Here is a 22,593-nt window from a genome sequence, read left to right as displayed (position 1 = left end):
AGAAACATGCTGCGCATTCTGACACTGATCACCGGGCTGGCCCTGATGGGCGCATGCACCCAGACACAGGTTTACGAAGAACCCGAGTCGCTGGGCGAATTCAAACTTCGCGTAAATTACGCATTTGCCGAGAAGGCCAAGCAGGGGCCGATTTCCCGGGATGCGACGCCCAAGGAATGGGAAGATGCCATCCAAAATGCGGTTGATATCCGGCTTGGCCGCTATGAGGGAACCCAGGAATACGATATCGGTATCAGCCTCGAAGGCTACATGCTGGCACCTCCGGGCGTGCCCGTCATCTACAATCCCAAAAGCACAGCGATCGTTCTGGTCAACGTCTATGACGTCGAGAAGAAAGAGTTCCTTGCCAAAGGTAAGCAGTTCCAGGTGCTTGAAGATACCACTGGTGAAAGTGCCTTGGCCGGGTCGGGAAATGCACGAACCCGAGAAGAGCAGATGAACGGCCTGGCCCTGAAAGTTGCCGACCGGGTTGAGGAATGGCTGGCCGAAGAACACAAGGGCGATGGTTGGTTCGACAAGCGGCCCGGCTTGATCCAGCCACTCGAATCCGAGCAGGTCACGCAAAATCCGGCGTCCTGATCCGCTTTTCCCTCAGGATGTGCTTGATTTTCGTCCCTGAACCAAATATCTCGCGCGCGCAGATGTAACCACGGGACCGAGGGTCCCCAAAACGCAAAAGGGCGCCTGAGGAATGGCAAAGGAAAAGTTTGAGCGTACAAAACCGCACGTCAACATCGGCACGATTGGCCACGTTGACCACGGCAAGACCACGCTGACCGCAGCAATCACCAAGTATTTCGGTGACTTCAAAGCGTATGACCAGATTGACGGCGCGCCGGAAGAAAAGGCTCGTGGCATCACCATCTCGACCGCCCACGTGGAATACGAGACCGACAACCGCCACTACGCGCATGTCGACTGCCCCGGCCACGCTGACTACGTCAAGAACATGATCACCGGTGCCGCTCAGATGGACGGCGCGATCCTGGTTGTGAACGCAGCTGACGGCCCGATGCCGCAGACCCGCGAGCACATCCTGCTGGGCCGCCAGGTTGGCATCCCGAAGATGGTCGTGTTCATGAACAAAGTTGACCAGGTTGACGACGAAGAGCTGCTGGAACTGGTTGAGATGGAAGTTCGCGAACTGCTGTCCAGCTACGACTACCCCGGTGATGATGTTCCGATTATCGCAGGTTCGGCTCTGGCCGCGATGGAAGGCAACAACGCTGAAATCGGTGAAGAGAAGATCAAGGAACTGATGGCGGCTGTTGATGACTACATCGACACCCCTGAGCGTGAAGTCGACAAGCCGTTCCTGATGCCGGTTGAAGACGTGTTCTCGATCTCGGGTCGTGGTACCGTTGTGACCGGCCGTGTTGAGCGTGGCGTGATCAACGTTGGCGACGAGATCGAAATCGTCGGCATCCGCGACACTCAGAAAACCACCTGTACCGGTGTTGAAATGTTCCGCAAGCTGCTGGATCGCGGTGAAGCGGGCGACAACATCGGCGCCCTGCTGCGCGGTATCGACCGTGACGGCGTTGAGCGTGGTCAGGTTCTGTGTAAGCCGGGTTCGGTTACACCGCACACCAAGTTCGAAGCCGAAGCCTACATCCTGACCAAGGAAGAAGGCGGTCGTCATACTCCGTTCTTCGCGAACTACCGTCCGCAGTTCTACTTCCGGACCACTGACGTGACCGGCACCGTGACCTTGGCGGCTGGCACCGAGATGGTTATGCCCGGCGACAACGTCGGCTTCACCGTCGAGCTGATCGCACCGATCGCGATGGAAGACGGCCTGCGCTTCGCCATCCGCGAAGGTGGTCGTACCGTCGGCGCCGGCGTTGTGTCGAAAATCATCGAGTAAGCCGGCTTTGCCGACTGGTGGGCGGCAGTTGCTCTGAAAGAGCAATGAGAGCCCACTCGGTTGAACTAAAGAAGGTCGCTCCAAATCGGGGCGGCCTTTTTTATTTGATAATCCTTTCGGCGCGGCGTGAGATTATTCGTCGAATAATCTCGGACCCAACCTGGGAACTGAAGAAAGCCATCCAATAGGGGCGGCCCTTTCAATAGAGGAGCGTTCGCGTATCGTTTATTGATCGCTGATTGTGCAATCTTAATCTGTTGCCCACATCTTCCAAAACCTGAACACCCACCTGTGTTTCGAAACAAGAAACGCGGAGCGCGCGTTTAGCGAACCGCAAATACCACGGGGAGATGTTCATGTTTGGTTTTGAATTTCTGAACTACGGAGCACAAATCCTTCACAGCAAGGATCTGGACGATATGCGCGCCGCTATTCTGAGCGATGATGAACAAGAACTAGATTGTAAAGTGAGCGACTTTTGCCGCGAACGTAAGCGCTTTGGACGCGCGCGGGCTGACTGCCCTCAGCGACTGACTGGTTAACTCCAGGACGGATACGTTCAGACCTGCGGTACCCACGGCTCACGGTCGACCATGCGATCTGCCTCGGCCGTGATGTCATTCATATGCTGCTCAAGGCTCACGCGCAGCGCTTCGATCTGCTCTTCACTCGCTTTTCGCGGAACCGGGTCGGTCCATTCGCGGCACAGGAATACGCCTTCGTTGCGCCAGGGGCGCGGCATCAGAAGGCGATCCCAGGTTCCGGCTTCGCGCCCATATCGTGCGGAATAGGTGATGCCAAAAACTCGCTTGCCTGACGTGCGGGCCCAGACCAGTGGGACAGTGGACGATACCCGTTCGGGGCCGCGGGGGCCGTCGGCGGCGATACCGATTGAGATGCCCTGTTTCATCTTGCCCAACACCTCGCGCGACAGGGCGACATGGCGCTTGCGGCTGGACATGGCGATGGTGTCCATACCAAACAGTTTCTGCACACGCCCCACCATGCTGCCCGCACGCGCTGCTGAGGTGATCGAGCAGATACGGCCCTTGTCCAGAGGGAAGAAGTAAGGTGATTGCGCCAGGCGCTGGTGCCAGAGCACCACGATGACCGGTTCGCCTTGCTCGGCCAGTTGGTCCAGCTCTTCGTAACCGATGCGTTGCCAGCGTGTGGTGCGATGGACCAGACGGATATAGCTTGCGATCCGTCGCGCGACCCAGTTCAGTACGGCTTCGCTGTCGGCAATTTTCTTGCGGATGCTCAAGGCTGTGGTCCTCCTGACTGGCCGAGCTTTGTCTTAAAGAACTGCACGCCGGGCGCAACTTTTTTGTCAGCGGGTAAACTGGGCGTAAAAGTAAAAAAGCCTCTTGAGTCCTCTGCTTCACTGGCATATCTGATGGCGCAGCCTAGGGGTATAGCTCAGTTGGTAGAGCGACGGTCTCCAAAACCGTAGGTCGCGGGTTCGAACCCTGCTGCCCCTGCCATTTCCCACATCAATGACAAAAAACCGCCGCATGGCTGCGCCATATCCAAGTTGCCAGTATATGCAATTTACTTGACGTATCGGGACAGAAAGAAAAAGCTTGAACAAGGCTGCGGGACACGCCATCAGAAGAATCCACCTAACGTATTAGAGTCGCTGGGCTTTTGTCGAAGGTGGGGAACCTGACCGGGTAGGGGAACCCGGAGGCGAGCGGGGACACGGGGAAAAATGACTGATCTCGACGTATACCTTGAGGAAATAGGGCTGTCGAAATACGCGCCCGTTTTCGCGTCGAACGAAGTCACGCGTGCTGATCTGGCGCATTTGTCGGAACATGATCTGATTGATCTGGGCTTGCCGCTTGGCCCACGGCGCCGCTTGATGGCAGCGTTGGGGCGCGCGCGCGACAACAACCCTGCGCCAGTTCAGGGCACCGGTAAGATTGTAGCCGAGAGACGGCAGCTGACTGTTATGTTTGTCGACCTTGTGGGCTCGACTGCTCTGTCCGAACGTCTGGATCCGGAAGATCTGGGCGAATTGCTGCGCCGTTTCAAAGAGATCTGTTCTACGTCAGTTGCTCGATTTGGTGGGCATATAGCCAGCTTCATGGGTGACGGGGCGATGATTTACTTCGGCTACCCCCACGCGCTTGAAGATGCTGCGGCGCGCTCGGTTCATGCGGGCCTTGATATTCTGGGCGAACTGGGGCGGATTGAAGGTCAGGAGCAGCTCAAGGCGCGGATCGGTGTGTCGACCGGACTGGTGGTTGTGGGCGAGATTCATGGTGAAGGGCTCAAGGAACATGACGTGGTCATGGGGCGTACACCCAACCTGGCAGCGCGTTTGCAGGGGCTGGCCGAGCCGAATACGCTGATCATCAGCCCATCGACGCGTCGACTGATCGGCAACGCTTTTGACCTGCAGGATCAGGGCTCATTTGCCCTCAAGGGTTTTTCAGAGAAGATTCAGGCATGGATTGTTACGGGACAGGCCCGGATTGAGCGGCGTTTCGACATCATGCCCGATGCCGGTGCCAGCCGGTTGGTGGGCCGTCAGGCCGAGTTCCGCAAGCTCAATGACAAATGGAATGAGGCTCGTCAGGGGGCCGGCCAGACGGTACTGATTACCGGCGAGGCGGGCATTGGAAAATCCCGCCTGATCGAAGGGCTTAGCCAGCAGGCGCAAGCGCAGGAGACGCTGCGTCTGAACTTTCAGTGTTCGCCCTTCCACGCCAACTCGGCGCTTTACCCGATTATTCAGCATCTTGAACGTGCGGCAGGATTTGCGACAACGGACAGTAATGAGGAAAAGCTTGCAAAGCTTGCCCACATTCTGCGTCATCACTCGCCCGAGCATCAGCGTCTGATCGCGGATCTGTTGAGCGTCGATGCGGACGAGATGTTGGGGCCGCTTGATCTGCCGCCACAGATCAAGCTGGAGCGCACGCTTGAGGCCGTGACCGAGCAGCTGGCCGCATTGGCGCGTGAAAAACCGGTATTGCTGCTGTTTGAGGATGCGCATTGGGTGGATCCGACGACATTGACCCTGACCGACCGTGTGATCGAGCAGATCAGAGAGCTGCCGGTGTTGATCGTCGTCACGGCACGGCCCGGTTTTGATCCCGGATGGGGGCTGCATCACAATACCCTCCATGTGCCTCTCAAGCGCCTGACCAACCGGGATGTGGCCGAGATCGTGACTGAAGTTGCGGGTGGCAACGTGGTGCCTGCCGAGGTCTGCGATCTGATCGCGGCCAAGACTGATGGTATTCCGCTTTATGTGCAAGAGGTTACGCGTGGCTTGCTGGAATCCGGTCAGCTACGGCTGACGGATCAAGGATATGCCTTGCGCGGGCCGCTGCCATCGCTTTCGGTGCCCAGCACGCTGAAGGATTCGCTGATGGAACGTCTGGACCGGCTAGGCATGGCGAAAGAAGTGGCGCAGACCGGGGCGGTGTTCGGACGGCAGTTCTCGATCGCACTGCTGGCATCGGTGTCAATCCTGTCACCTACGGTTCTGCAAGCGGGTCTGGACCAGTTGTCTTCGGCGGGAATTATCCTGCAAGCGCCGGACGCGACCGAGGACGAGTTCATTTTTCGCCACGCGCTGATCCGGGATATGGCCTATGACAGCCTGCTGCGCACGGAACGGCAGGTGCTGCATGACCGCGCGGCGGGTGCTTTACTGGAAAACCAGCCGCAGCTGGCGCAGACCCAACCCGAAGTTCTGGCACAGCACTATTCTCTGGCCCAGCGCACAGACGAAGCTGTGTTGCATTGGCAAAGCGCAGGGCGTCGCGCCATCGAACGCTCGGCTTTGGCCGAAGCCTTGACACATTTGTCGACGGCGCTGGATCAGTTGTCGAAAGTGCCCAAAAGTCGCGAACGAGACGTGCAGGAGATCGATATTCAGATCCTGCGCGCAGGTGTTCTGCGATCGACCAGCGGTATTTCCGGTGATGCTACGGGCGAGGCCTATGGCCGCCTGCGCGAGCTCTGCCACCGTGCCGAGCAGACTGAGCGGCTGTTCCCTGTTCTCAACGGTCTATACGCCTTTCATCTGGTGCGCGCCGAATACCGGCTGGCGCAGGAGGTGGCGGCGCAAATCCTTGATCTGGCGGCGGAGAGCGGCAAGACCGAACACCGCATGGTCGGGCACCGCGCCATGGGGGCGGTACAGTTGCATCTGGGAAACCTGACCGAGGCGCAAACACATCTGGAACAGGCCTGGGCGCTGTATGATTTTGATCAGCATAGCCAACTGGCCTATGTTTATGGCACTGATCATGCGGCGATCACCTCGGCGTTTCTGGGAACGTGCTATTGCCTGATGGGGCGCCATCAGGAGGCGTTGCAGGTGCAGCAGACGGCGTTGGATTGGGCCAAAGAGCTTAAGCATGCGCATAGCGTGGCACAGATTCTGGTTTACATGTGCAAGGTCCATCTGCTGGTACGTGATATTCCCGCATTGCTACAAGACGTCGAGGCCCTGTCGACCTTGGCCGAGGAGCATTCGCTGCAGTTTCTGGGAACCATTGCGCGTCTGTGGCGAAGTTGGGCTCGGGCGGTGACAAGCTTTGACCCCGAGCATATCGATGACCTGCGTCAGGCTTCGGAAGACTGGTGGTCGGTCGGGGCTGGCAACTACAAAAGTTTCTTCCCCTCATTGATTGCGGAGATCGAAATCAGTGCCGGTGATCTGGCCGCCGCACAACAAACCATGGCGCAAGCCACACAGGCTTTGCACAAGACCGAAGAGAAATGGGCCGAGGCCGAGCAATTGCGGATCGAGGCCGAACTGGTTGCGAAAACCGGAGGTGACCCCGAACCCTTGCTGCTACGTGCAATCGAAACGGCCCAGCGACAAGGCGCTCGGCTGTATGAATTGCGCGCAGCTGTTGCTTTGACGCAGTGGCGGCAGCGCAGAGGCGAGCCCGCGGGTGGGGTGCTTGATGCGGCGCTGTCGCATTTCGGGCAAAGCGCGGCGGATCAATCAGACTTGCAAGACGCGCGGGCTTTGATGGACACAACCACTTGACCGAAGGGGTCCATTGCTGCCAGCTTGGGCCTCGGCAGATATGGGATGATACCGAAATTTTATCATAGTTGCGTGGGGATATCCGTTTCCACGCCGCCGGTTCATTTGGTGTGAGGAGACCCGATGAAAAAGATCAGCAAAACCCTTCTGGCTAAGGATATCGTGGCGCAAAGCCGTACCGATCTGGCGCTGCGGCAATATCACTCGATCACGCCCGAGCAGATACGCGACTTTGAGAAGAAGCTGATTGGAACGGTCACCCTGCCCACCGACGCTGATTACAACAATGACCGACAGGTCTGGAATCCGGCTTTTCAGGACTATCCCGAGATCATCGTTTATTGCGAGACCATTCAGGACGTGCGCACCAGTCTTGCTTTCGCACGTGAGCATGATCTGTGGGTGGTGGCGCGGTCCGGGCGGCACAGTACGGCGGGGTATTCGGTTAACAATCAGATGGTGCTGGACACCAGCAGGATCCGCTATGTGACCGTCGATCCGGATGTTCCGATGGCCTATGTGGGGCCTGGCACGCCGTTCAAGATGCTGAACTCGGTTCTGAATTCCTATCACCTGCATGTGCCCGGCGGGGCGTGTCAGGATGTCTGTGTAGCGGGTTTCATGATGGGCGGAGGTTATGGTTTTACATCGCGCCGGTTCGGGATGGCTTGTGACAACGTCTTGGGCGTCACCGTGATGCTGTGGGACGGCAGCATCGTGGTTGCCGACCAGGATACGAACCCCGATCTGTTCTGGGCAATCCGGGGCGGGACGGGCAACAACTTCGGCATCCTGCTGGAGATACGGTATCAGCTTCACCCGCTCTACAAGGTCTGGGGTTGTCATATCACCTGGCCGCTGGGCAAAGCCGCCAAGGCGCTGGAGTTCCTGCAAGCCAACTATATGAGCACTTGCGAGGATGACAGGTTCGGCGCCTATATCTTTCTGGCCTATCAGGGGGATAAGAAGGTGCTGCTGCTGTCTGCGCTTTATGATGGGACGACCGAAGAGGGAAACGCATTCGTTCAGCCCTTGCTCAGCGATGAGATCGGCGGCGAGATGGATGAGGGTGACCAGAATTATGGCACCTATCAGGAAATCAACTCGTGGCTTTACGACGACAAGTACGACATTCCCGTGGTACCCGATCAGGCCCGTGAGGACAAACAGGCCGGATACATCAAACGCCAGCTCAACGCGGCTGAATGGCAGCGCGTTGTGGATTACCTCGACAGCACGCCGAATGCCTATGGCGCGGTTGCGATCGAACCCTATGGCGGTGCGATCAACCGGATGCCGCTGGGCAAAGAGGGCAATGCCTTCATCCACCGTGATGTGTCGCTGAACTTTTACGTCGATGTGTTCTGGGTATCAGAAGAGGAAAAAGAGATCGTCGTGCCCTGGCTCGACGGGTTCATGAAGCTGATGACCGAAGAAGGCTATTTCATCGACCGGGTCTATCAGAACTATCCGCGTCGGACACAGTTGAACTATCGCTGGCAATATTGGGGGGAGTATTTCAACTCACTTCTATTCGTGAAGCAGAAGTTCGATCCGAAGAATTTCTTCCACTACCAGCAGAGCATTTCTCCGGTGCCCGACGATGCGCCGCCGGAAATCATCCGGGACACGTCCAAGTCGATCTTCGATGACTGGACGATAACTTATGAGACATATTCGAACCCCTGAAAGCAGGGGCTGCCATGGCCAAACGGGGAGGGCCCAGCATGGATACGATTCAGGAGATTTTCTTTCTGCCACCCATTGCGGTTGCCCGTTTGGGGCCGGGTGAGACACCGCTGGAAAGCTATGAATGGCAGCAGGACATGGATGCCCATGGCAACAACAAGACGGTCATCCGGTCGAACATAACCCTGCGCGAAGTCGAAGATGGCAGTGTAACTGCCTACCTGCCCGATCCCGATACGATCCGCTTTCGCGACGAAGGCGGTGCGCTGCGTCCGGTCGCTCCGTTCTTCGAACTATGGGCGAAGATGCATGACGCCGAAACGGGAGAGGAATATGAGACACCGGTGACGCTGGACCTGCTCGACGATCAGGGCCTGTCGCTGCAGAACGTGCGATATTCCGTCACCGTCGGGAACACGAAGGCCGAGCGCCGGACCGGCGATGCGGCTTGCGGGTTTCGCGCGCGGGTCGAGATTGCGGGGCAGGATTTCACCCCGAAACCGCTGCTGGCTTTCAGCCCGTATACCTCTGAGCAGCAACCGATGGTGTATGAACACAACCCGATCCCTCTGGGCTCGATCCGTGTGATGCATCCGGTTCACGGTCAGGATGAACCGGTTGAAGGAGAGTTCATCGACCGCAGCATCCTGCGCCTGCGGTTCATGCCCCCTAAGGGTGAGGTCTATGGCCCGCCGGATGCGGCCTATGGCCCGGCGACGCTGGCGGTGCCGGGGTACCAGAACGACCCGCCTAAATCGGAATATGGGCGCATCCACGAAATCGTGCCCGAACAGAACCGTATTCTGAACCCCGACACGCCATGGTCGAAATGGATCATGATGTCCGGCACCTCGGACGATCCCGAGCCGCATGACAGCTATGATGGCGCGCGCGTCGGCAATGACCAATCCTGGGGCGTGGCTGATGACACCAGCGATGGCGTGATAGAGGCGACTTTGGCCGTGCGCGGCGAACGTCTGACCGCGCGGGCGCAGATCATGACCGGTCCGCCCGATTTTGCGCCTGATGCGCGACCTTTCTACAGCCTTGAGGATGATCTGGCCGACCGCGATCTGTCGCTGATTTCGGTGACCAAAGACAATTACCGGCAGGCCAAGACCGAAGTGGTCGACATCTTCCGCCGCGCGTTTGAGACCAACAGCCTGATCAATCTCGACGATATTCGGGCGCAGGGTCTGAAGGACAATGCCAAGCTGCAGGCCAAGACCGGGATACCCGTGACGCCGGGTCTGCCGTCGACCGATGCGAAATCCATGACGGAAGAGGACGCGAGGCCGCCCGACAAGATCGACGAACTGATCCGGCCGCAGCCGATCTCGGTCTTTTCAAATTCAGTACCCAATGACCGGCTGCCCTATACGGTGGCCACAAAATTCGTGCATGAACAGTTGATTGACGAGGCCAACCTGCTGGATTTCCTGCGACGCCGCCCGGATTTCGTGAAAACGCTGCTGCGCCCGCCCTATGGCATCCTGACCGAGCTTGAGACCGACCCGAACCCGGATCAGGCCCCGAACCCAGATTTCCGCGATCCGCGCATCATCCGCGACTCGATGCATGACGCTCGGATGCCGCCCTATATGCGCGATTCTAACTACTACCCGCTGTCTCTGTCGCGCAGGCAGTATCATCTGGTGATCTCGTTCATCGACTATCTGGTTGCACAGGAATCGGAGGCTCAGAATGTCTGATCAACCCGGCCAAATCCGCGTCAAACCCCGCAATCTGACTGCCCGCGTGGCCTATAAGGTTCCGGGCAACCCCGACAACACGCGACTGGACGGATCGGTGGGCAATTGCTTTCCCGGTTTGGAAATGGATGTGCGTAACCTCGACCGCCGGTTCTTTCCCGGTCTGGTGTTCAACGCGGTGCGCGTGCCGCTAAACCCCGTGCCTGAGGCGCCGAAGAACTCGCAGGGCTTCCATCTGGTCTTCGTCGATTACTTCTATGACCCAATGCTGCCCGACAACAGCCCCGAAGACTGGGTGCAGACCTTGCTCGAGGCTTATAGCGGCGACATCGGCGCAGAGCTTAGCCAGGGGCGCTGGTTCCTGTCCTGGGTCGAACAAAGCGGCAAGCGTATTACTTTCAAGGACGAAGATGGTAAGCCCTATGACGGGCTGATGATCTGGCGGTTCATCCGCAGTCTGGAACACGGTGATGACAAACCGGTTAGCATCGCGTTGGAGCGCCGTGATCACGAAGGTGAAGTGGATGCGGAGCAGGTTGTCCTGCACGGTTTTCGCCGCCAGTACCGGACCGAGGCGGGCGCGTTCAATGAAGCCTATGATCCCGGTGAACTGACGCAGAGCCTGTGCAACCCGTGGTCCCATGATTTCCGCGATTGCGGCTGCCACTACTGGCCCTCAAACCACCCCGATGTGGTGATGGCTGAGGTGGCGCACGACGATCAGCTGCCCTCGGGCCAGTCGAAGAACCCGATTGAGGCCGAGACATATCTAGATTGGCTGCGCTCGGATAAGTCTCCGTCCGGCAATGTCGCCGCGCTGAATACAGTGGAACAGAACCGCCCCTATCAGATCGACCACTATCAGGTGAACCAGATGTGGAGCGAGTTGCCCATCGTGGTCGAAGGCCGCGAAACGGGCGAAGTTTATGAGGTTGATCCTGAGTTACCGGGTGTTGAGCCCTATGACTCACCTGAGGAGATGATCAAAGACCTCAAGACCCGTCTGGCTGCGATGGAGATGACGCTGAGCCTGCAATATCTCTATGCCTATTTCTCGCTGGCCGACCCTGAGACGGCGGACACCAAGAAATGGCCGACGTTGAAGGATGACTTGATCTTTGCCCGCCGTTCGGTTCTGGAGGTCGCGATTGGCGAGATGACCCATATGCGCTGGGCGAACCAATTGCTGTGGGAGCTTGAGCCTGAGGGCTATGAACCGATCTTGACCCCGTCTGAAACCCTGCCAGCGGGTAAAGGTAAGACGCAGCCCCGCGCGCTGCGGCCTTTGACCGCCGAGGCGCTTGCGGATTTCATCGAGATTGAGCGTCCCGGCGGCTTTATCGACCGCGCTTATGCGCAATGTGTGGCAACGTTGGAGCAAGAGGACTTGTTCCCTGAACGTCGTCTTTATGCGCTGGCGGTGCGGATCGATACGGACGGAGATGAGCATTTTCTGCGCTTCAGTCAGATGAAGGATGTTCTGGCCAAGTATGACACAGGCGAGGGCACACCGGCCTATCTGCGCCAGATCGAGGTCGGAACCGAAGCAGAGGCCAAAACGGCACTGGATCTGTACGCCAAGGTCAAGGACGGGCTTGCCAAGGCATATACGCTTGAAGCCGAAGGGAAGCTGGAAGAGTCTCAGACCTATATCCAGCAAGTGCGCGACGACATGAAGCTGTTCCGGGTCGAGGGCGAAGCACTGGCCGCCAAAGGGATCGGCATTCCGTTCTGGACGGAGGGCAAGGCGTGATCTCACCCGCCGCGCAGGTGCATTTTTTTGACAGCGGGCATGGGGATCACATGCTGGCCGTCGATGGCTCGCGCGTATTCGATGTGCCGGCGGGAACGGCGGGCCGGTTCGCGGCGATGGACAAGACTGGCCAGAGCGCTTTCCTTAGTGCAATGGGTCTGGATGGTGCGCCGTTCATCGACGACACGCCACCTCAGGGCATGCCGGTGCGGTCGCTGTCGCTGGCCGTGGCGCAGAAATGCAATCTGGCCTGCACCTATTGCTATGCGGCGGGCGGAGAGTTTGGCGGCCCCGCGCGGAATATGGATTGGGAAGTCGCGAAAGCCTCGGTCGACCGGCTGGTGGCCGAAGCCGAACCCGGCGTGCGGATCAACCTCGCCTATCTGGGCGGCGAGCCCCTTATCAACCGCGATCTGGTGCAGCGTACTACGGAATATGCGGTGGAGCAGGCGCAGGCAGATGGGCTGAGTGTTGGCTTCTCGATCACCACCAATGGCACCTTGCTGCGCCCCGAGGATGCGGCGTTTTTTGAAGCACATGGATTTGCCGTCACGATCAGTCTGGATGGCGTGGGCAAGGTTCATGACAAGCTGCGTCCCAATCGTGGTGGGCGGGGCAGCTTCGATACGATTTTGAAGCGGGTTGAGCCGCTGCTGGCCGCGCAACGTCGCATGCAGGTCGGCGCACGGGTCACGGTGACACCGCAGAATATGAATCTGCCCGAAACACTTGAACGCTTCGTTGGTATGGGCTTCCATTCCATCGGCTTCTCGCCAATGCTGGCGTCGCCCAATGGCCAGCATGAGCTGGACCGGAACGATCTGGACGAAATGCTGACCCAGATGATCCGCTGTGGTGAGGTGTTTGAGGCGGCGGTGATCCAGGGACGGCGCTATCCATTCTCGAACATGGCGGCGGCGATGCAGGAAATCCATCGCGGCACGCACCGCCCCTATGCCTGCGGCGCGGGCGGTGGCTACTTTGGCGTGTCTGCCGATGGCGGTCTGTTCGCCTGCCACCGTTTTGTCGAAGACGAGGCCGGGGCGATGGGCGACGTCTACGACGGCCCTGACTTGCGGCGGGAAAACTGGCTGGCAGATCGACACGTACACACTCAGTCCCCCTGCAACACCTGCTGGGCGCGCTATCTGTGCGGCGGCGGCTGTCATCACGAGGTCATCCATCGCGGGCGCCCCGCCTGCGATTACATTCGGGGTTGGCTACATTATTGCCTGCAGGCATATGCCCGCCTGTCCGAGATGAGACCAGACTATTTCGGCACACCCGCGCGGGCGGCCTCTGCCTGATCAGATGGTGATAGAGACCGAAATCTGCGTGATCGGTGGCGGCCCGGCAGGTAGCGCTGCTGCACTAAGGCTGGCTCAGCTGGGTCGCCGCGTTTGCCTGATCGAGCGACAACCTTTCCCGCGTCAGCATGTTGGCGAGTCTCTGCCCCCCTCGATCTGGCCGATCCTGAACCTGCTGGGGGTCGAAGAAGCCGTTACGCAGGCCGGGTTTCTGCGCGCCAACGGTTCGGTCTTGCATTGGGCCGGGACGTTCGAGCGTCGGGGCGTCGATGGTGATTACCCCGGCCTTCTTGTAGATCGGGGCCAGTTCGACGCTGTGCTGTTACGTGCTGCGCAGGCGGCGGGTGTTCAGATCGTTCAGCCTGCCCGTGCATACCGCCCGGTGCGAGGGCGCTCTGGCTGGGAAGTGCCGGTCCGCACCGACGCGGGTACCTTTCAGATCCGGGCGCAGATTCTTCTGGACGCCGCAGGACGGCAAGCCGGGTTGAGTCGCCGGTTTCGCAATGCCTCGCGGCCATTATTGGCGCTCTATGCCTATTGGCAGGTGTCGCCGGGCTTCGGTCCACAAGCGCGGATTGAGGCTGGGTCTTCACACTGGTATTGGGGGGCTCTTTTGCCCGGCGGGCTGGTCAATGCGATGGTCTTTGTTGATCCCGATACCTGCAACGGGCTGTCGCCTGCAGATCGGCGCGACCTGTATCTGAATCTGCTGGCACAATCGACGCTGCTATCGCCCTGTCTGGAACAGCGCCGGATCGGACCGGTGCGGCGGGCCGATGCAATCAGCCGGGTTGAGGCAACGCCTCCGACGCGCGACCTGCTAAGGGTTGGAGAGGCCAGCTTTTCGGTCGACGCTCTGTCGTCGCAGGGGGTGCAACTTGCGATGGGGCAGGCGGTGCAAGCCGCGGCAGTGGTAAATACGGTTCTGGAGACGCCTCCGTACGGCGAACTGGCCTTGTCCTTCTATGCTGACCGCCAGATCGAACGGGTGCAGGCCCACGCCGCGCTATCTGCTGATTTCTATGCCCGGCAAAACACTATCGATCCCGCGCCTTTCTGGGCTGAGCGCGCGCAACCGCTGGACTGGTTAAAGCCGCCCCAGTCGGACCCGAACCCCGAGATGTTACGCGACGATCAGATCTTGACCCTGTCCCCGCAGGCAAAGCTGATCACGTCCGGCGTACAGACCGCCTCTCGTATCGAGCTTGGTGTTGTCGTCACTCACCCGAACCTCCCACGGCCGGTTGCAAATCTGGAAGGCGTATCCCTCGGCCCACTGCTAAAGCGACTGGATGGCTCGGCGACCGCAGTGGATATCGCTGCCCGTTGGTCGGGCGTCCTCGATGCCCAGCGTGCGCTGCGCCTTCTGCGCTGGCTCTGGTATCATCGCATTCTGATCCCTGCCGCTGATCGGATGTAATCACGGTTTCCTCTGCGCGCCGAATGGCATAAGGTTCGCCGCAACGCCAACCGCCAAGATACAAGAGGTCGCATGTCGCGTTTTGATGGGTATTTCCTGCGGCAATTGCTGGTGCTGTTTGGCTTTTTCACATTGGTGCTTGTAGGAGTCTTCTGGATCACCCGCTCGGTCAGCCTGTTTGATCGTGTGATCAGCGGCGGCCAATCGGCGCTGGTGTTTCTGGAATTCACGGCCCTGACCCTGCCGACGCTGATCCGGACGGTGATGCCGATGGCCGTGTTTGCTGCGGCTGTCTACGCAACCAATCGTCTGAGCCGCGAGAGCGAGATGACGGTCATGCTGGCCACCGGCTCCAGCCCATGGCGGTTGGCGCGGGCGGTTTTGATGTTTGGCTTCTGCGCGGGGCTCATGATGGCTGTGATCAGCGTGTTTCTGCGGCCGGCCTCGGTCGAGCAGTTGGAACAGCGGCAGGCTGAAGTCGCGGGCGACGTGACCGCGCAACTGCTGAACGAAGGTGAGTTTCTGCACCCCGCGAAAGGTGTGACCGTCTATATCGGGGATATCGAACTGGACGGCACCCTGCACGAGGTCTTCGTCTCGGATCGTCGGGACGAGGCCAATCCGGTGAGTTATTCCAGCACCACGGCCTATCTGGTTAATCAAAGCACAGGTATCCATCTGGTGATGCTCGATGGCGTGGCGCTCAGATATGATCAACAGGGCAACACGCTGTCATCGACCCTGTTTCAGGATGCTACCTATGACATCTCGGAGCTGACCAGAAATACCGATAGCAGTCTGCGCAGCCGCGAGGCGATTCCGACAATTGAATTGCTGCAGGATATCGAAGCCGTCGCCAAATCAGACGAACATTCCGTGGGCCAGCTGGTCGAAGAACTGCATCAGCGGTTTTCTTGGGTGGCCATATGCATAGCCGTTGCGCTGGTGGGGTATTCGGCGCTGATGCTGGGCAGCTTCTCGCGCTTTGGTCTCTGGCCGCAGATTTTCGGAGCCTTCACAATCCTCGTGCTGCTTGAAGGGGTGCGAGGTTTTGTTGCGCCAGTCGTGATCGGCAATCCTCAGCTCTGGTTTCTACTCTATGTGCCTGCGCTGATCGGCGTCGTTTTATCTATCCTGTTTCTATCTGTCGCGGGGCGTCCTCTGTTCAGACGAGCCAACCGTGGCGGTACGCCTGATCCTGCAACGGCCTGACGTCTGCGGGTTTATCGCGTTAATGCACTACTCACCTGAATGAGCTGATACGGACCAAGTGATTGTCCCATTGGCAATCCGGGTTTGCCGTGATCGAGACGGTTTCGTGCAGACGCCCGAACGATCCTGTGCCGGTTGAGAAGACCAACCCTTCGGTGCCGGTGCTGAGGCCGCAGACATCTTCCAGCATATGTGTACCCGTCAGCGCGCCGCTGCTGACGTCGAAGCGATGCAACGTGTTGCCACGCGGGCAAGTGATGGCAACCGTCTGCCCATCCGCAGAAAAGGCGATGCTGCCAGCGTAGCCTTGCAATGCGCTTTGCAGGGCCCCGGGTGCGGAGATCAGACGCGGTGTCTCGCCACGGCGGTGGAGCCCCAACAGCGGAGGGTGCCGTGTCAGGCTGCCTTGCCATTGCATTGCGAACCCGACAAGCCCGTCGGCACGTACCGCCAAGTGGCGGATCGAGTTCTTATACAGGGTCTGCGGCAACGCCACCTGCTCCAGTATCGCACCCGACAGATCGGTATAGGTGAGGTTGGGTCGCATCATGGGCAGGTTCAGCTTGCTGCGGCCTGTATCCGGGTGGGTCTCGATCCCGCCATTGGCAATTGCCAAAACCTCTCCATCCGGCATCAGGCGCATGTCATGGGGGCCTGTGCCGCCAGAAGGGAACTCACCCAGCCGGGCAAAGCTGTTGGCATCCCAGACGCCGATCACGCCTTCTGCCGCGTCATAGTTATTCTCGGTGGTATAGAACCGGCTACCATCTGCTGAGAATGTGCCGTGACCGTAGAAATGGCGCCCTGTCGGAGCTTCAAGTTTTTTGATCAGCGCTCCAGTCGTGCAATCGATCACAAGGGCGAAGGTGCCGGGGCGACGGGCAAACGCGACGGCTTGAGCTTTGAACGGATGGGCAGCGGCGGCATGTCCGCGTGCGGGCAGAGGCACGGAAAACCGGATTGCCCCCTGACCATCCAAACCAGCCAGCCGATATGATCCATTCGGAAATAGCCCCGCGGCAAGAAACTCAGGGGCGCCGACAGCGGCCCAGCTACGCATGGGCGCTAGGCTGGAGGCGGCAAGCCCGGCCAGAAAGGTGCGGCGCGTGGCCATGACTCAGTCTCCGTCCAATGAGTTGAAACCGGCGTTGATGCCAAGCGTTGGGCCAAGTTCGGTCGCGGTGATGGCGCGGATATCGTCAATCGACTGTTTGAGCGCCTCGACGCGGAGTCGGCCCTGCGGATCGGCGACTCCGGCAAATGCCGGGTCGTCCAGCGCTTGTGCCCGGTCAATGGCCCTGGAAAACGCAGCGTCCAGATCGCTGGCGATTTCGGGGTGGTCAAAGGACAGTCGCGCAGCCAGATCACGCAGGGCGACCAGAGAGAGCTCCACATGACGCAACGAGCGTTCGGACCGGCGTGCCTCGGCCCGGTTGGGGCGGGGGCGGTCAAAGGTGCCAAGCGGGCGACCAAGGCGCGTATCCGAGGTGAACTGCAGCCCGACGCTCAGAGCTTTGAACAGCTCCTGCATGGCTTCATCGCCCGAGCGATAGGGGCTGTTTCCGCCCGGTTGTGTCAGATGCGGGGCGTAGCCCTGCCAATCAGTGTTGATCGCACCAGCATTGCGGTCGATATCGGTGGCGATGGCCCGGATCAACGCACAGCGATACGCAGCACTGCCCTGTTCCCCCATAGCCGGGTCATAAAGCATCCGTTCCAGCGCGAAGAATCCCCGCCCGGCGATCGAGGTCTCGGCAAAGGCTTCGGGGTCGTTGATGGTTGCGTCCTCGGCAGCGATCAATCCGGAAAGGGCCTTTGGGGTGAACCGCTTGGTGTCCGGCCAGAAGGCTAAAGCAAAGGCGCGGTCGTCGACCTCGGTTGGACCAAAGCGCAGGTGACTTGCGGAAACCCAGGCGTCGAAAGCGGCGTTAAAGGCGGTGCGTAGTTCGGCAGAACCGGGAGTGCAATCTGCCTGTGCCGCGTGTGACAGCCCCCCGGTCGCTTCGGACAAATCGGCGAAGCGCGGCAGGATGTGATTTTCAGTCACGTCGATAAGGATTGGGGCGCGGTCTTGCGCGTAAACCGCGAATGGCAGCAGGACACTGATAAGAGCGAGGGTGCGCATATCAGAGACTTTCCAGAAAACGGATCAAGGCGTCGCGGTCGGGCTTGGGCATTGAAACCACGGTATCGCGGGCAGCCTGCGCCTCGCCCTCGTGCCACAGGATCGCTTCGATCAATGACCTTGCGCGCCCGTCATGCAGAAATTGGGTATGGCCTGAAACACGCTCAGTCAGGCCTATGCCCCACAAAGGCGGTGTGCGCCATTCCTGACCCGTGGCGCGTGCCTCGGGGCGATTGTCGGCCAGACCTTCGCCCATGTCGTGCAGCAGCAGGTCGGTATAGGGCCAGATCAGTTGAAAGCTGTGCTCGGGTCGGTCGGGCATCCGATGTGTGACATACGCGGGCGTATGGCATGACGCACAGCCTGAGATATGAAAGACTTCTTTCCCGCGCAGAACCTGAGGATCATCGATATCGCGCCGACCAGGGACACCCAGATTGCGGCTGTAGAAGGCGACGAGATCCATACCAACTTGATCGATCTCATACGCACGTGCGTCGCCATCCCCATGCGGAGCATCGACGCAATTAATCTGCGCAGTTGTGCAATCGCCATGAGGCGCGGGGAACAGAGGGCTTGAGATGCCGATATCCCCGGCAAATGCAGCCGCCGATTGCTCCATAACCGTGGGCATCCCGGCCTTATGGCCAAAACGGCCCATCATGGGGGCGTCAAATTCGGCCGACCAGATGATGTTGGGGCGTCCCGAGATACCATCGCCGTTTGCATCCTCGGGATCGGCATTGGCCAGCAGGTCCTCGACCGGGATCGCTTCGAGCAGCCCCAATCCGATCATCTGCGGGGCGACCCGAGGGCTGAGCATCGCCTCGGGGTGCAAGGGGCCATAACCCAGATCAGCGGCAGCGTAAGTCGGTTTGCGAAGCGAGGCAGTCTCACCATCCGACAACGCCACCTCGATTTCTTCGTAAGTGATGTCCAGCCGATACTCCGCCGGATGCCCGGCCAGTGCGAAATCCTGCATCTGCCCGCCATAGTTCGGTTCGGGCAGGGTGGCGATATAATCGGCGATCTCGGCGGGGGCGTCTTCTGGCGGACCCGGGATCGAAACCCGTAGGAACATCGACACGGCGTTGTCGTCGGACCCGTTCGGCGTATGCCCACGCCCGTCCTTGATATGGCAACGCTGACAGGACCGTGCGTTATACAAGGGACCCAAACCATCCGAGGCGAGGGTCGAGGAAGGCGCGGAGACCCAGACTTTCTTGAACAGACCGTTGCCAACTTTGAAGTTCAGCTCTTGCTCAAAACTGATATTGGCCGAAGGTTGAGAGAACGCATCCGCATCTGTGCGCACGCGAACTGTGGCGGCCCCTGCGGACAGCTCTTCGAACCGCTGAGGCACGCTGAAATCCTCGGGCGCTGCGGTCGCGGCTCTGATCCGCGTAGTTTCTTCTGCGGTTCTGGGCAGGGTGTTCAGGTGGTGATCCTTCAGCTGAGACGTCGTGGTGTCAGCGGAAAGGGAGGGGGTGGCCACGAACATGGCCACCGATATCAGGGCAAGCTTACTCGCCTTCGTCCATCTTGGATGCGTTGAGTTGCGCATAATTGGCTTCGCCAATCCTTTCATACAGGTCGAGCTGCGTTTCGAGGAAGTCGATATGCCCTTCCTCGTCGCTGATCAGTTCTTCAAACAGGCCCATGGACACGTAATCCCCGGCCTCGCGGCAATACTCGCGCGCTTCGACATAAAGCGTCCGTGCGTCATGTTCGGCGGCCAGATCACACTCCAGCGTTTCTTTCGGGGTCTGCCCGATACGCAGAGGGTCCAGTTTCTGCAGGTTGGGATGACCTTCCAGAAAGATGATGCGTTCAATCAGCTTGTCGGCGTGGCCCATCTCTTCGATGGATTCCTCACGACTTTTCTTGGCCATGTGGCCAAGACCCCAATCCTCCTGCAGGCGGTAGTGCAACCAGTACTGGCTGACCGCAGTCAGTTCATGCCGCAGAGATTTGTTGAGATATTCGATGACCTTGGGATCGCCTTTCATGTGCTTTCTCCTGTGATGCTCCGGACCGTAATGTACGGAGCTGCATGGGGACTTTCAGATTATCGTCTGCGCGCATTGTGTCTAGGAAAAGAGGCATGCACCCGCCACAATCCGCTGATTTTCCAAGGGCATGATAGATCTTGCCCGGGGTAATGATGGTCTGCGGGTCTGCTGTCCGCATCCAGTCGATTGCGGCGCGGATATCGTGGTCTGTGATATTAGTGCAGTGACATACAATCATGGCGACTCAGCCTGCTCATAGATATCTTAGTTAAATAGTTGGTTATTTGATTGGCGTCCAGCGATAAGGCCCAAATCTTCGTGATTGGCAGAACCGGGCGCGTATGAAACGCGCCCGGTCAGGGGGCCTAGTGAAAGACTGCCTTCGGGTTATCCAGACTGTCGGAGCCTTCGAACTCGATCTGGTTCAGTTCCAACGTAGTCACGATGCGTTCGATGGTCTTGGTCTGATCAACCAGTCCGTCGACACCACCCATGATCAGCGCTTCTCCGCCTGCGTTGCCGCGTTCGAGCATTTGGTCATAGGCAAAGCCAGCTTCGGCGGCCGTTTTGATGCGGCCCAGAGCCTGCATGGTATTTGCCAGCTTGGTTTTCATCTCCATGTCCAGCGCCGGATCGGCTGCTGTCACCAGATCCGACAACGACGCGCCCGAGACCGGAGTTCCGTCGATACGGGTATAGCTACCAAGATAGACGTTCTGGATGCCCAGTCCATCGTAGTAGTGGCTGTTATGAGTGTTATCGGCAAAACAATCATGCTCTTCTTCAGGGTCGTTCAGCATCAGACCGAGACGCATCCGTTCGCCTGCCTGTTCTCCGTATGATAGCGAGCCCATACCGGTCAGGATCGCACTGACGCCTGCGGTTTCATCCGTGGTCAGGGCAGCACGAGCATCTCCACCTTCGGCCCACTGGGCGGTCATCCATTCCAGATCGCTGATTAGCAGGTCTGTGGCAGCGCTCAGGTACTGAGCGCGGCGGTCGCAATTGCCGTTGGTGCAGTTATCGCCCTGAACATAATCTGAGTAAGGGCGATTGCCCGCGCCAGCGTCGTGGCCGTTCAGGTCCTGGCCCCATAGCAGGAATTCGATTGCGTGATAGCCGGTGGCGACATTTGCCTCGATCCCGTCGGCTTCGTGTAGCGTGTCGGACAGCAATTCGGGCGTAATCTGGCTGGCATCAATGGTCTCGCCTGACAGATCGAAGCTGGGGTTGGCGATGACGTTCAGCACCGAGAATTCGTTCTCATCGCTGGAACCACCGTAAGAGGCGTCGACGTAGTCGATCAGACCTTCGTCCAGTGGCCATGCATTCACCTTGCCTTCCCAGTCATCGACGATGGCATTGCCAAAGCGATAAACCTCGGTCTGCTGATACGGCACGCGTGCCGCGATCCAGGCGGCACGGGCAGCGTTCAGGGTGGCGTCTGACGGGTCGGCGATCAGTGCGTTCACCGCTGTTTGCAATGTCTTTGCCGCGATCAGGCTGTCTTCGTATTTTGCTTCGGCGATGTTGGCATAAGTGCTCAGAACATCTGCTTTGGACGGCGCTTCGGCCAGAGCAGCGCTTGCGATGCACAAGGTCAGGGCGCTGGTCGCGGCGAATGGTTTGGTCATGGGGCTTGGTCTCTCTGAAAAATCGGTTGGTAGTCCCGTGCCCTGGCGGGTGGGTGGGTTATTTCTTGATAGAATTAGTCAACAATGTCAACCTGAGTTTTATTGTCGGATATTTCGCCATAATTGCCCCGCCATAAATGGGGAGGGCAGGGAACTGGCGTCATTATTGCGTGGCAGTACAAATCGACTAAAATGTGCTAAATATTTTAGATGGTGATTGTTATGAAGTGCGTGGTTGTTTTTCTGTTTCTCCTTCCCGTCGCGTTGATGGCCCAAGAAGCTCAGTCGTCAAATGCGCACGCGCATGGCGTCGGGCGCTTGGAAATGACGATATCGGAAACTGAGATTGCTTTGACACTGCAGGTTCCCGGCAATGATATTGTTGGGTTTGAACGCCCCGCCGAGAATGAAGAGGATCGGGCGCGTGTCGCAGATGCGATTTCGGACCTGTCACAACCCCTTAACCTGTTCGAGCTTTCGCCTGAGGCGAGCTGCATGACGGCCTCGGCAAATGTGGCGCTGGTGGGTGATGCGTTCGGTCAAGAGGAGGCGTCGGAAAATGGTGCAGCGCAGCACAATGAATTCCATGCCGACTATTTGCTGCAATGCGAGGAAATGACGGCGATTACAACCATCCGGTTTGCCTATTTTGAGCGGTTCACAGAGGCCCGGCGGCTGACGGTTAAGCTATCCTCATCCAAAGGCACGCAGGATATCCTGGTGGAACGCGAGGCACCTCTGCTGACCTTGCCGTAGGCATCTCCGTCTCAGTTCATAGCAATACACAATCTCTCACGAAGTCGAGACCTGAGGGAAAGAAG

18 protein-coding genes and 1 tRNA gene are annotated in these 22,593 nt (G+C 58.8%); 12 read left to right on the top strand and 7 right to left on the bottom strand.

The annotated features are described in order from the left end of the window. Positions 1–6 precede the first annotated feature (6 nt). From ACR3EM_RS10555 to ACR3EM_RS10545, 3 genes are all read left to right on the top strand, one after another. Complete coding sequence (locus ACR3EM_RS10555; RefSeq protein ID WP_480470657.1) at positions 7–600, top strand: hypothetical protein; 594 nt, start codon at positions 7–9, stop codon at positions 598–600. 112 nt (positions 601–712) lie between these two features. Next, the gene (gene tuf / locus ACR3EM_RS10550; RefSeq protein ID WP_480470656.1) at positions 713–1,888 is read left to right on the top strand and encodes an elongation factor Tu; all 1,176 of its coding nucleotides are present in this window, start codon (positions 713–715) and stop codon (positions 1,886–1,888) included. Between the two features lie 356 nt (positions 1,889–2,244). Beyond that, positions 2,245–2,430, top strand: a complete 186-nt coding sequence (locus ACR3EM_RS10545; protein ID WP_480470655.1) for a hypothetical protein — start codon at positions 2,245–2,247, stop codon at positions 2,428–2,430. A 17-nt stretch (positions 2,431–2,447) separates the two neighbouring features. Here ACR3EM_RS10545 and ACR3EM_RS10540 read toward each other — a convergent pair whose 3' ends face one another. Then, positions 2,448–3,152, bottom strand: a complete 705-nt coding sequence (locus ACR3EM_RS10540; protein WP_480470654.1) for a lysophospholipid acyltransferase family protein — start codon at positions 3,150–3,152, stop codon at positions 2,448–2,450. A 144-nt stretch (positions 3,153–3,296) separates the two neighbouring features. Between ACR3EM_RS10540 and ACR3EM_RS10535 the strand changes: the two genes are divergently transcribed. The 8 genes from ACR3EM_RS10535 to lptF all read left to right on the top strand — a co-directional run bounded on the left by ACR3EM_RS10535 (position 3,297) and on the right by lptF (position 16,001). Then, positions 3,297–3,372: transfer RNA gene (locus ACR3EM_RS10535), tRNA-Trp, on the top strand. A 227-nt stretch (positions 3,373–3,599) separates the two neighbouring features. Then, positions 3,600–6,908, top strand: a complete 3,309-nt coding sequence (locus ACR3EM_RS10530) for an adenylate/guanylate cyclase domain-containing protein (RefSeq protein ID WP_480470653.1) — start codon at positions 3,600–3,602, stop codon at positions 6,906–6,908. A gap of 123 nt (positions 6,909–7,031) precedes the next feature. After that, positions 7,032–8,597 carry an FAD-binding oxidoreductase gene (locus ACR3EM_RS10525; RefSeq protein ID WP_480470652.1) on the top strand — a complete coding sequence of 522 codons (1,566 nt, stop codon included), beginning with the start codon at positions 7,032–7,034 and terminating at the stop codon, positions 8,595–8,597. Between the two features lie 38 nt (positions 8,598–8,635). Beyond that, entirely contained in the window at positions 8,636–10,309 is a 1,674-nt protein-coding gene (locus tag ACR3EM_RS10520; RefSeq protein ID WP_480470651.1) for a hypothetical protein, read from the top strand. After that, positions 10,302–12,062, top strand: a complete 1,761-nt coding sequence (locus ACR3EM_RS10515; RefSeq protein ID WP_480470650.1) for a ferritin-like domain-containing protein — start codon at positions 10,302–10,304, stop codon at positions 12,060–12,062. Before ACR3EM_RS10520 ends, ACR3EM_RS10515 begins: the two co-directional genes overlap by 8 nt. Continuing rightward, the gene (locus tag ACR3EM_RS10510; protein ID WP_480470649.1) at positions 12,059–13,369 is read left to right on the top strand and encodes a radical SAM protein; all 1,311 of its coding nucleotides are present in this window, start codon (positions 12,059–12,061) and stop codon (positions 13,367–13,369) included. Before ACR3EM_RS10515 ends, ACR3EM_RS10510 begins: the two co-directional genes overlap by 4 nt. A 4-nt stretch (positions 13,370–13,373) precedes the next feature. Further along, positions 13,374–14,789: a flavin-dependent monooxygenase QhpG gene (qhpG, locus tag ACR3EM_RS10505; protein WP_480470648.1), complete on the top strand. Its 1,416-nt coding sequence runs from the start codon at positions 13,374–13,376 to the stop codon at positions 14,787–14,789. A gap of 72 nt (positions 14,790–14,861) precedes the next feature. Continuing rightward, the gene (gene lptF / locus ACR3EM_RS10500) at positions 14,862–16,001 is read left to right on the top strand and encodes an LPS export ABC transporter permease LptF (protein ID WP_480470647.1); all 1,140 of its coding nucleotides are present in this window, start codon (positions 14,862–14,864) and stop codon (positions 15,999–16,001) included. Positions 16,002–16,032: 31 nt separating this feature from the next. Here lptF and ACR3EM_RS10495 read toward each other — a convergent pair whose 3' ends face one another. The 6 genes from ACR3EM_RS10495 to ACR3EM_RS10470 form a co-directional block, all read right to left on the bottom strand. After that, a complete protein-coding gene (locus ACR3EM_RS10495) occupies positions 16,033–17,115 on the bottom strand; it encodes a DUF1513 domain-containing protein (RefSeq protein WP_480470646.1) in 1,083 nt (360 codons plus the stop codon). Between the two features lie 3 nt (positions 17,116–17,118). Next, positions 17,119–18,126, bottom strand: a complete 1,008-nt coding sequence (locus ACR3EM_RS10490) for an imelysin family protein (RefSeq protein ID WP_480470645.1) — start codon at positions 18,124–18,126, stop codon at positions 17,119–17,121. Position 18,127: 1 nt separating this feature from the next. Beyond that, the gene (locus ACR3EM_RS10485; RefSeq protein WP_480470644.1) at positions 18,128–19,627 is read right to left on the bottom strand and encodes a di-heme oxidoreductase family protein; all 1,500 of its coding nucleotides are present in this window, start codon (positions 19,625–19,627) and stop codon (positions 18,128–18,130) included. A gap of 22 nt (positions 19,628–19,649) precedes the next feature. Further along, positions 19,650–20,135, bottom strand: a complete 486-nt coding sequence (gene bfr, locus ACR3EM_RS10480; protein WP_480470643.1) for a bacterioferritin — start codon at positions 20,133–20,135, stop codon at positions 19,650–19,652. Next, positions 20,083–20,376 carry a (2Fe-2S)-binding protein gene (locus ACR3EM_RS10475; protein WP_480470642.1) on the bottom strand — a complete coding sequence of 98 codons (294 nt, stop codon included), beginning with the start codon at positions 20,374–20,376 and terminating at the stop codon, positions 20,083–20,085. The genes bfr and ACR3EM_RS10475 overlap by 53 nt, the downstream gene beginning before the upstream one ends. A gap of 127 nt (positions 20,377–20,503) precedes the next feature. Next, positions 20,504–21,772 carry an imelysin family protein gene (locus ACR3EM_RS10470; protein ID WP_480470641.1) on the bottom strand — a complete coding sequence of 423 codons (1,269 nt, stop codon included), beginning with the start codon at positions 21,770–21,772 and terminating at the stop codon, positions 20,504–20,506. Between the two features lie 210 nt (positions 21,773–21,982). Between ACR3EM_RS10470 and ACR3EM_RS10465 the strand changes: the two genes are divergently transcribed. After that, positions 21,983–22,528 carry a ZrgA family zinc uptake protein gene (locus ACR3EM_RS10465; protein WP_480470640.1) on the top strand — a complete coding sequence of 182 codons (546 nt, stop codon included), beginning with the start codon at positions 21,983–21,985 and terminating at the stop codon, positions 22,526–22,528. Positions 22,529–22,593: the final 65 nt, after the last annotated feature.

It is taken from the genome of Ruegeria sp. AH3 (genome assembly GCF_056536265.1).
The sequence above is the reverse complement of the archived record's forward strand: the minus strand, read 5'-3'. Positions and strand labels throughout refer to the sequence as shown.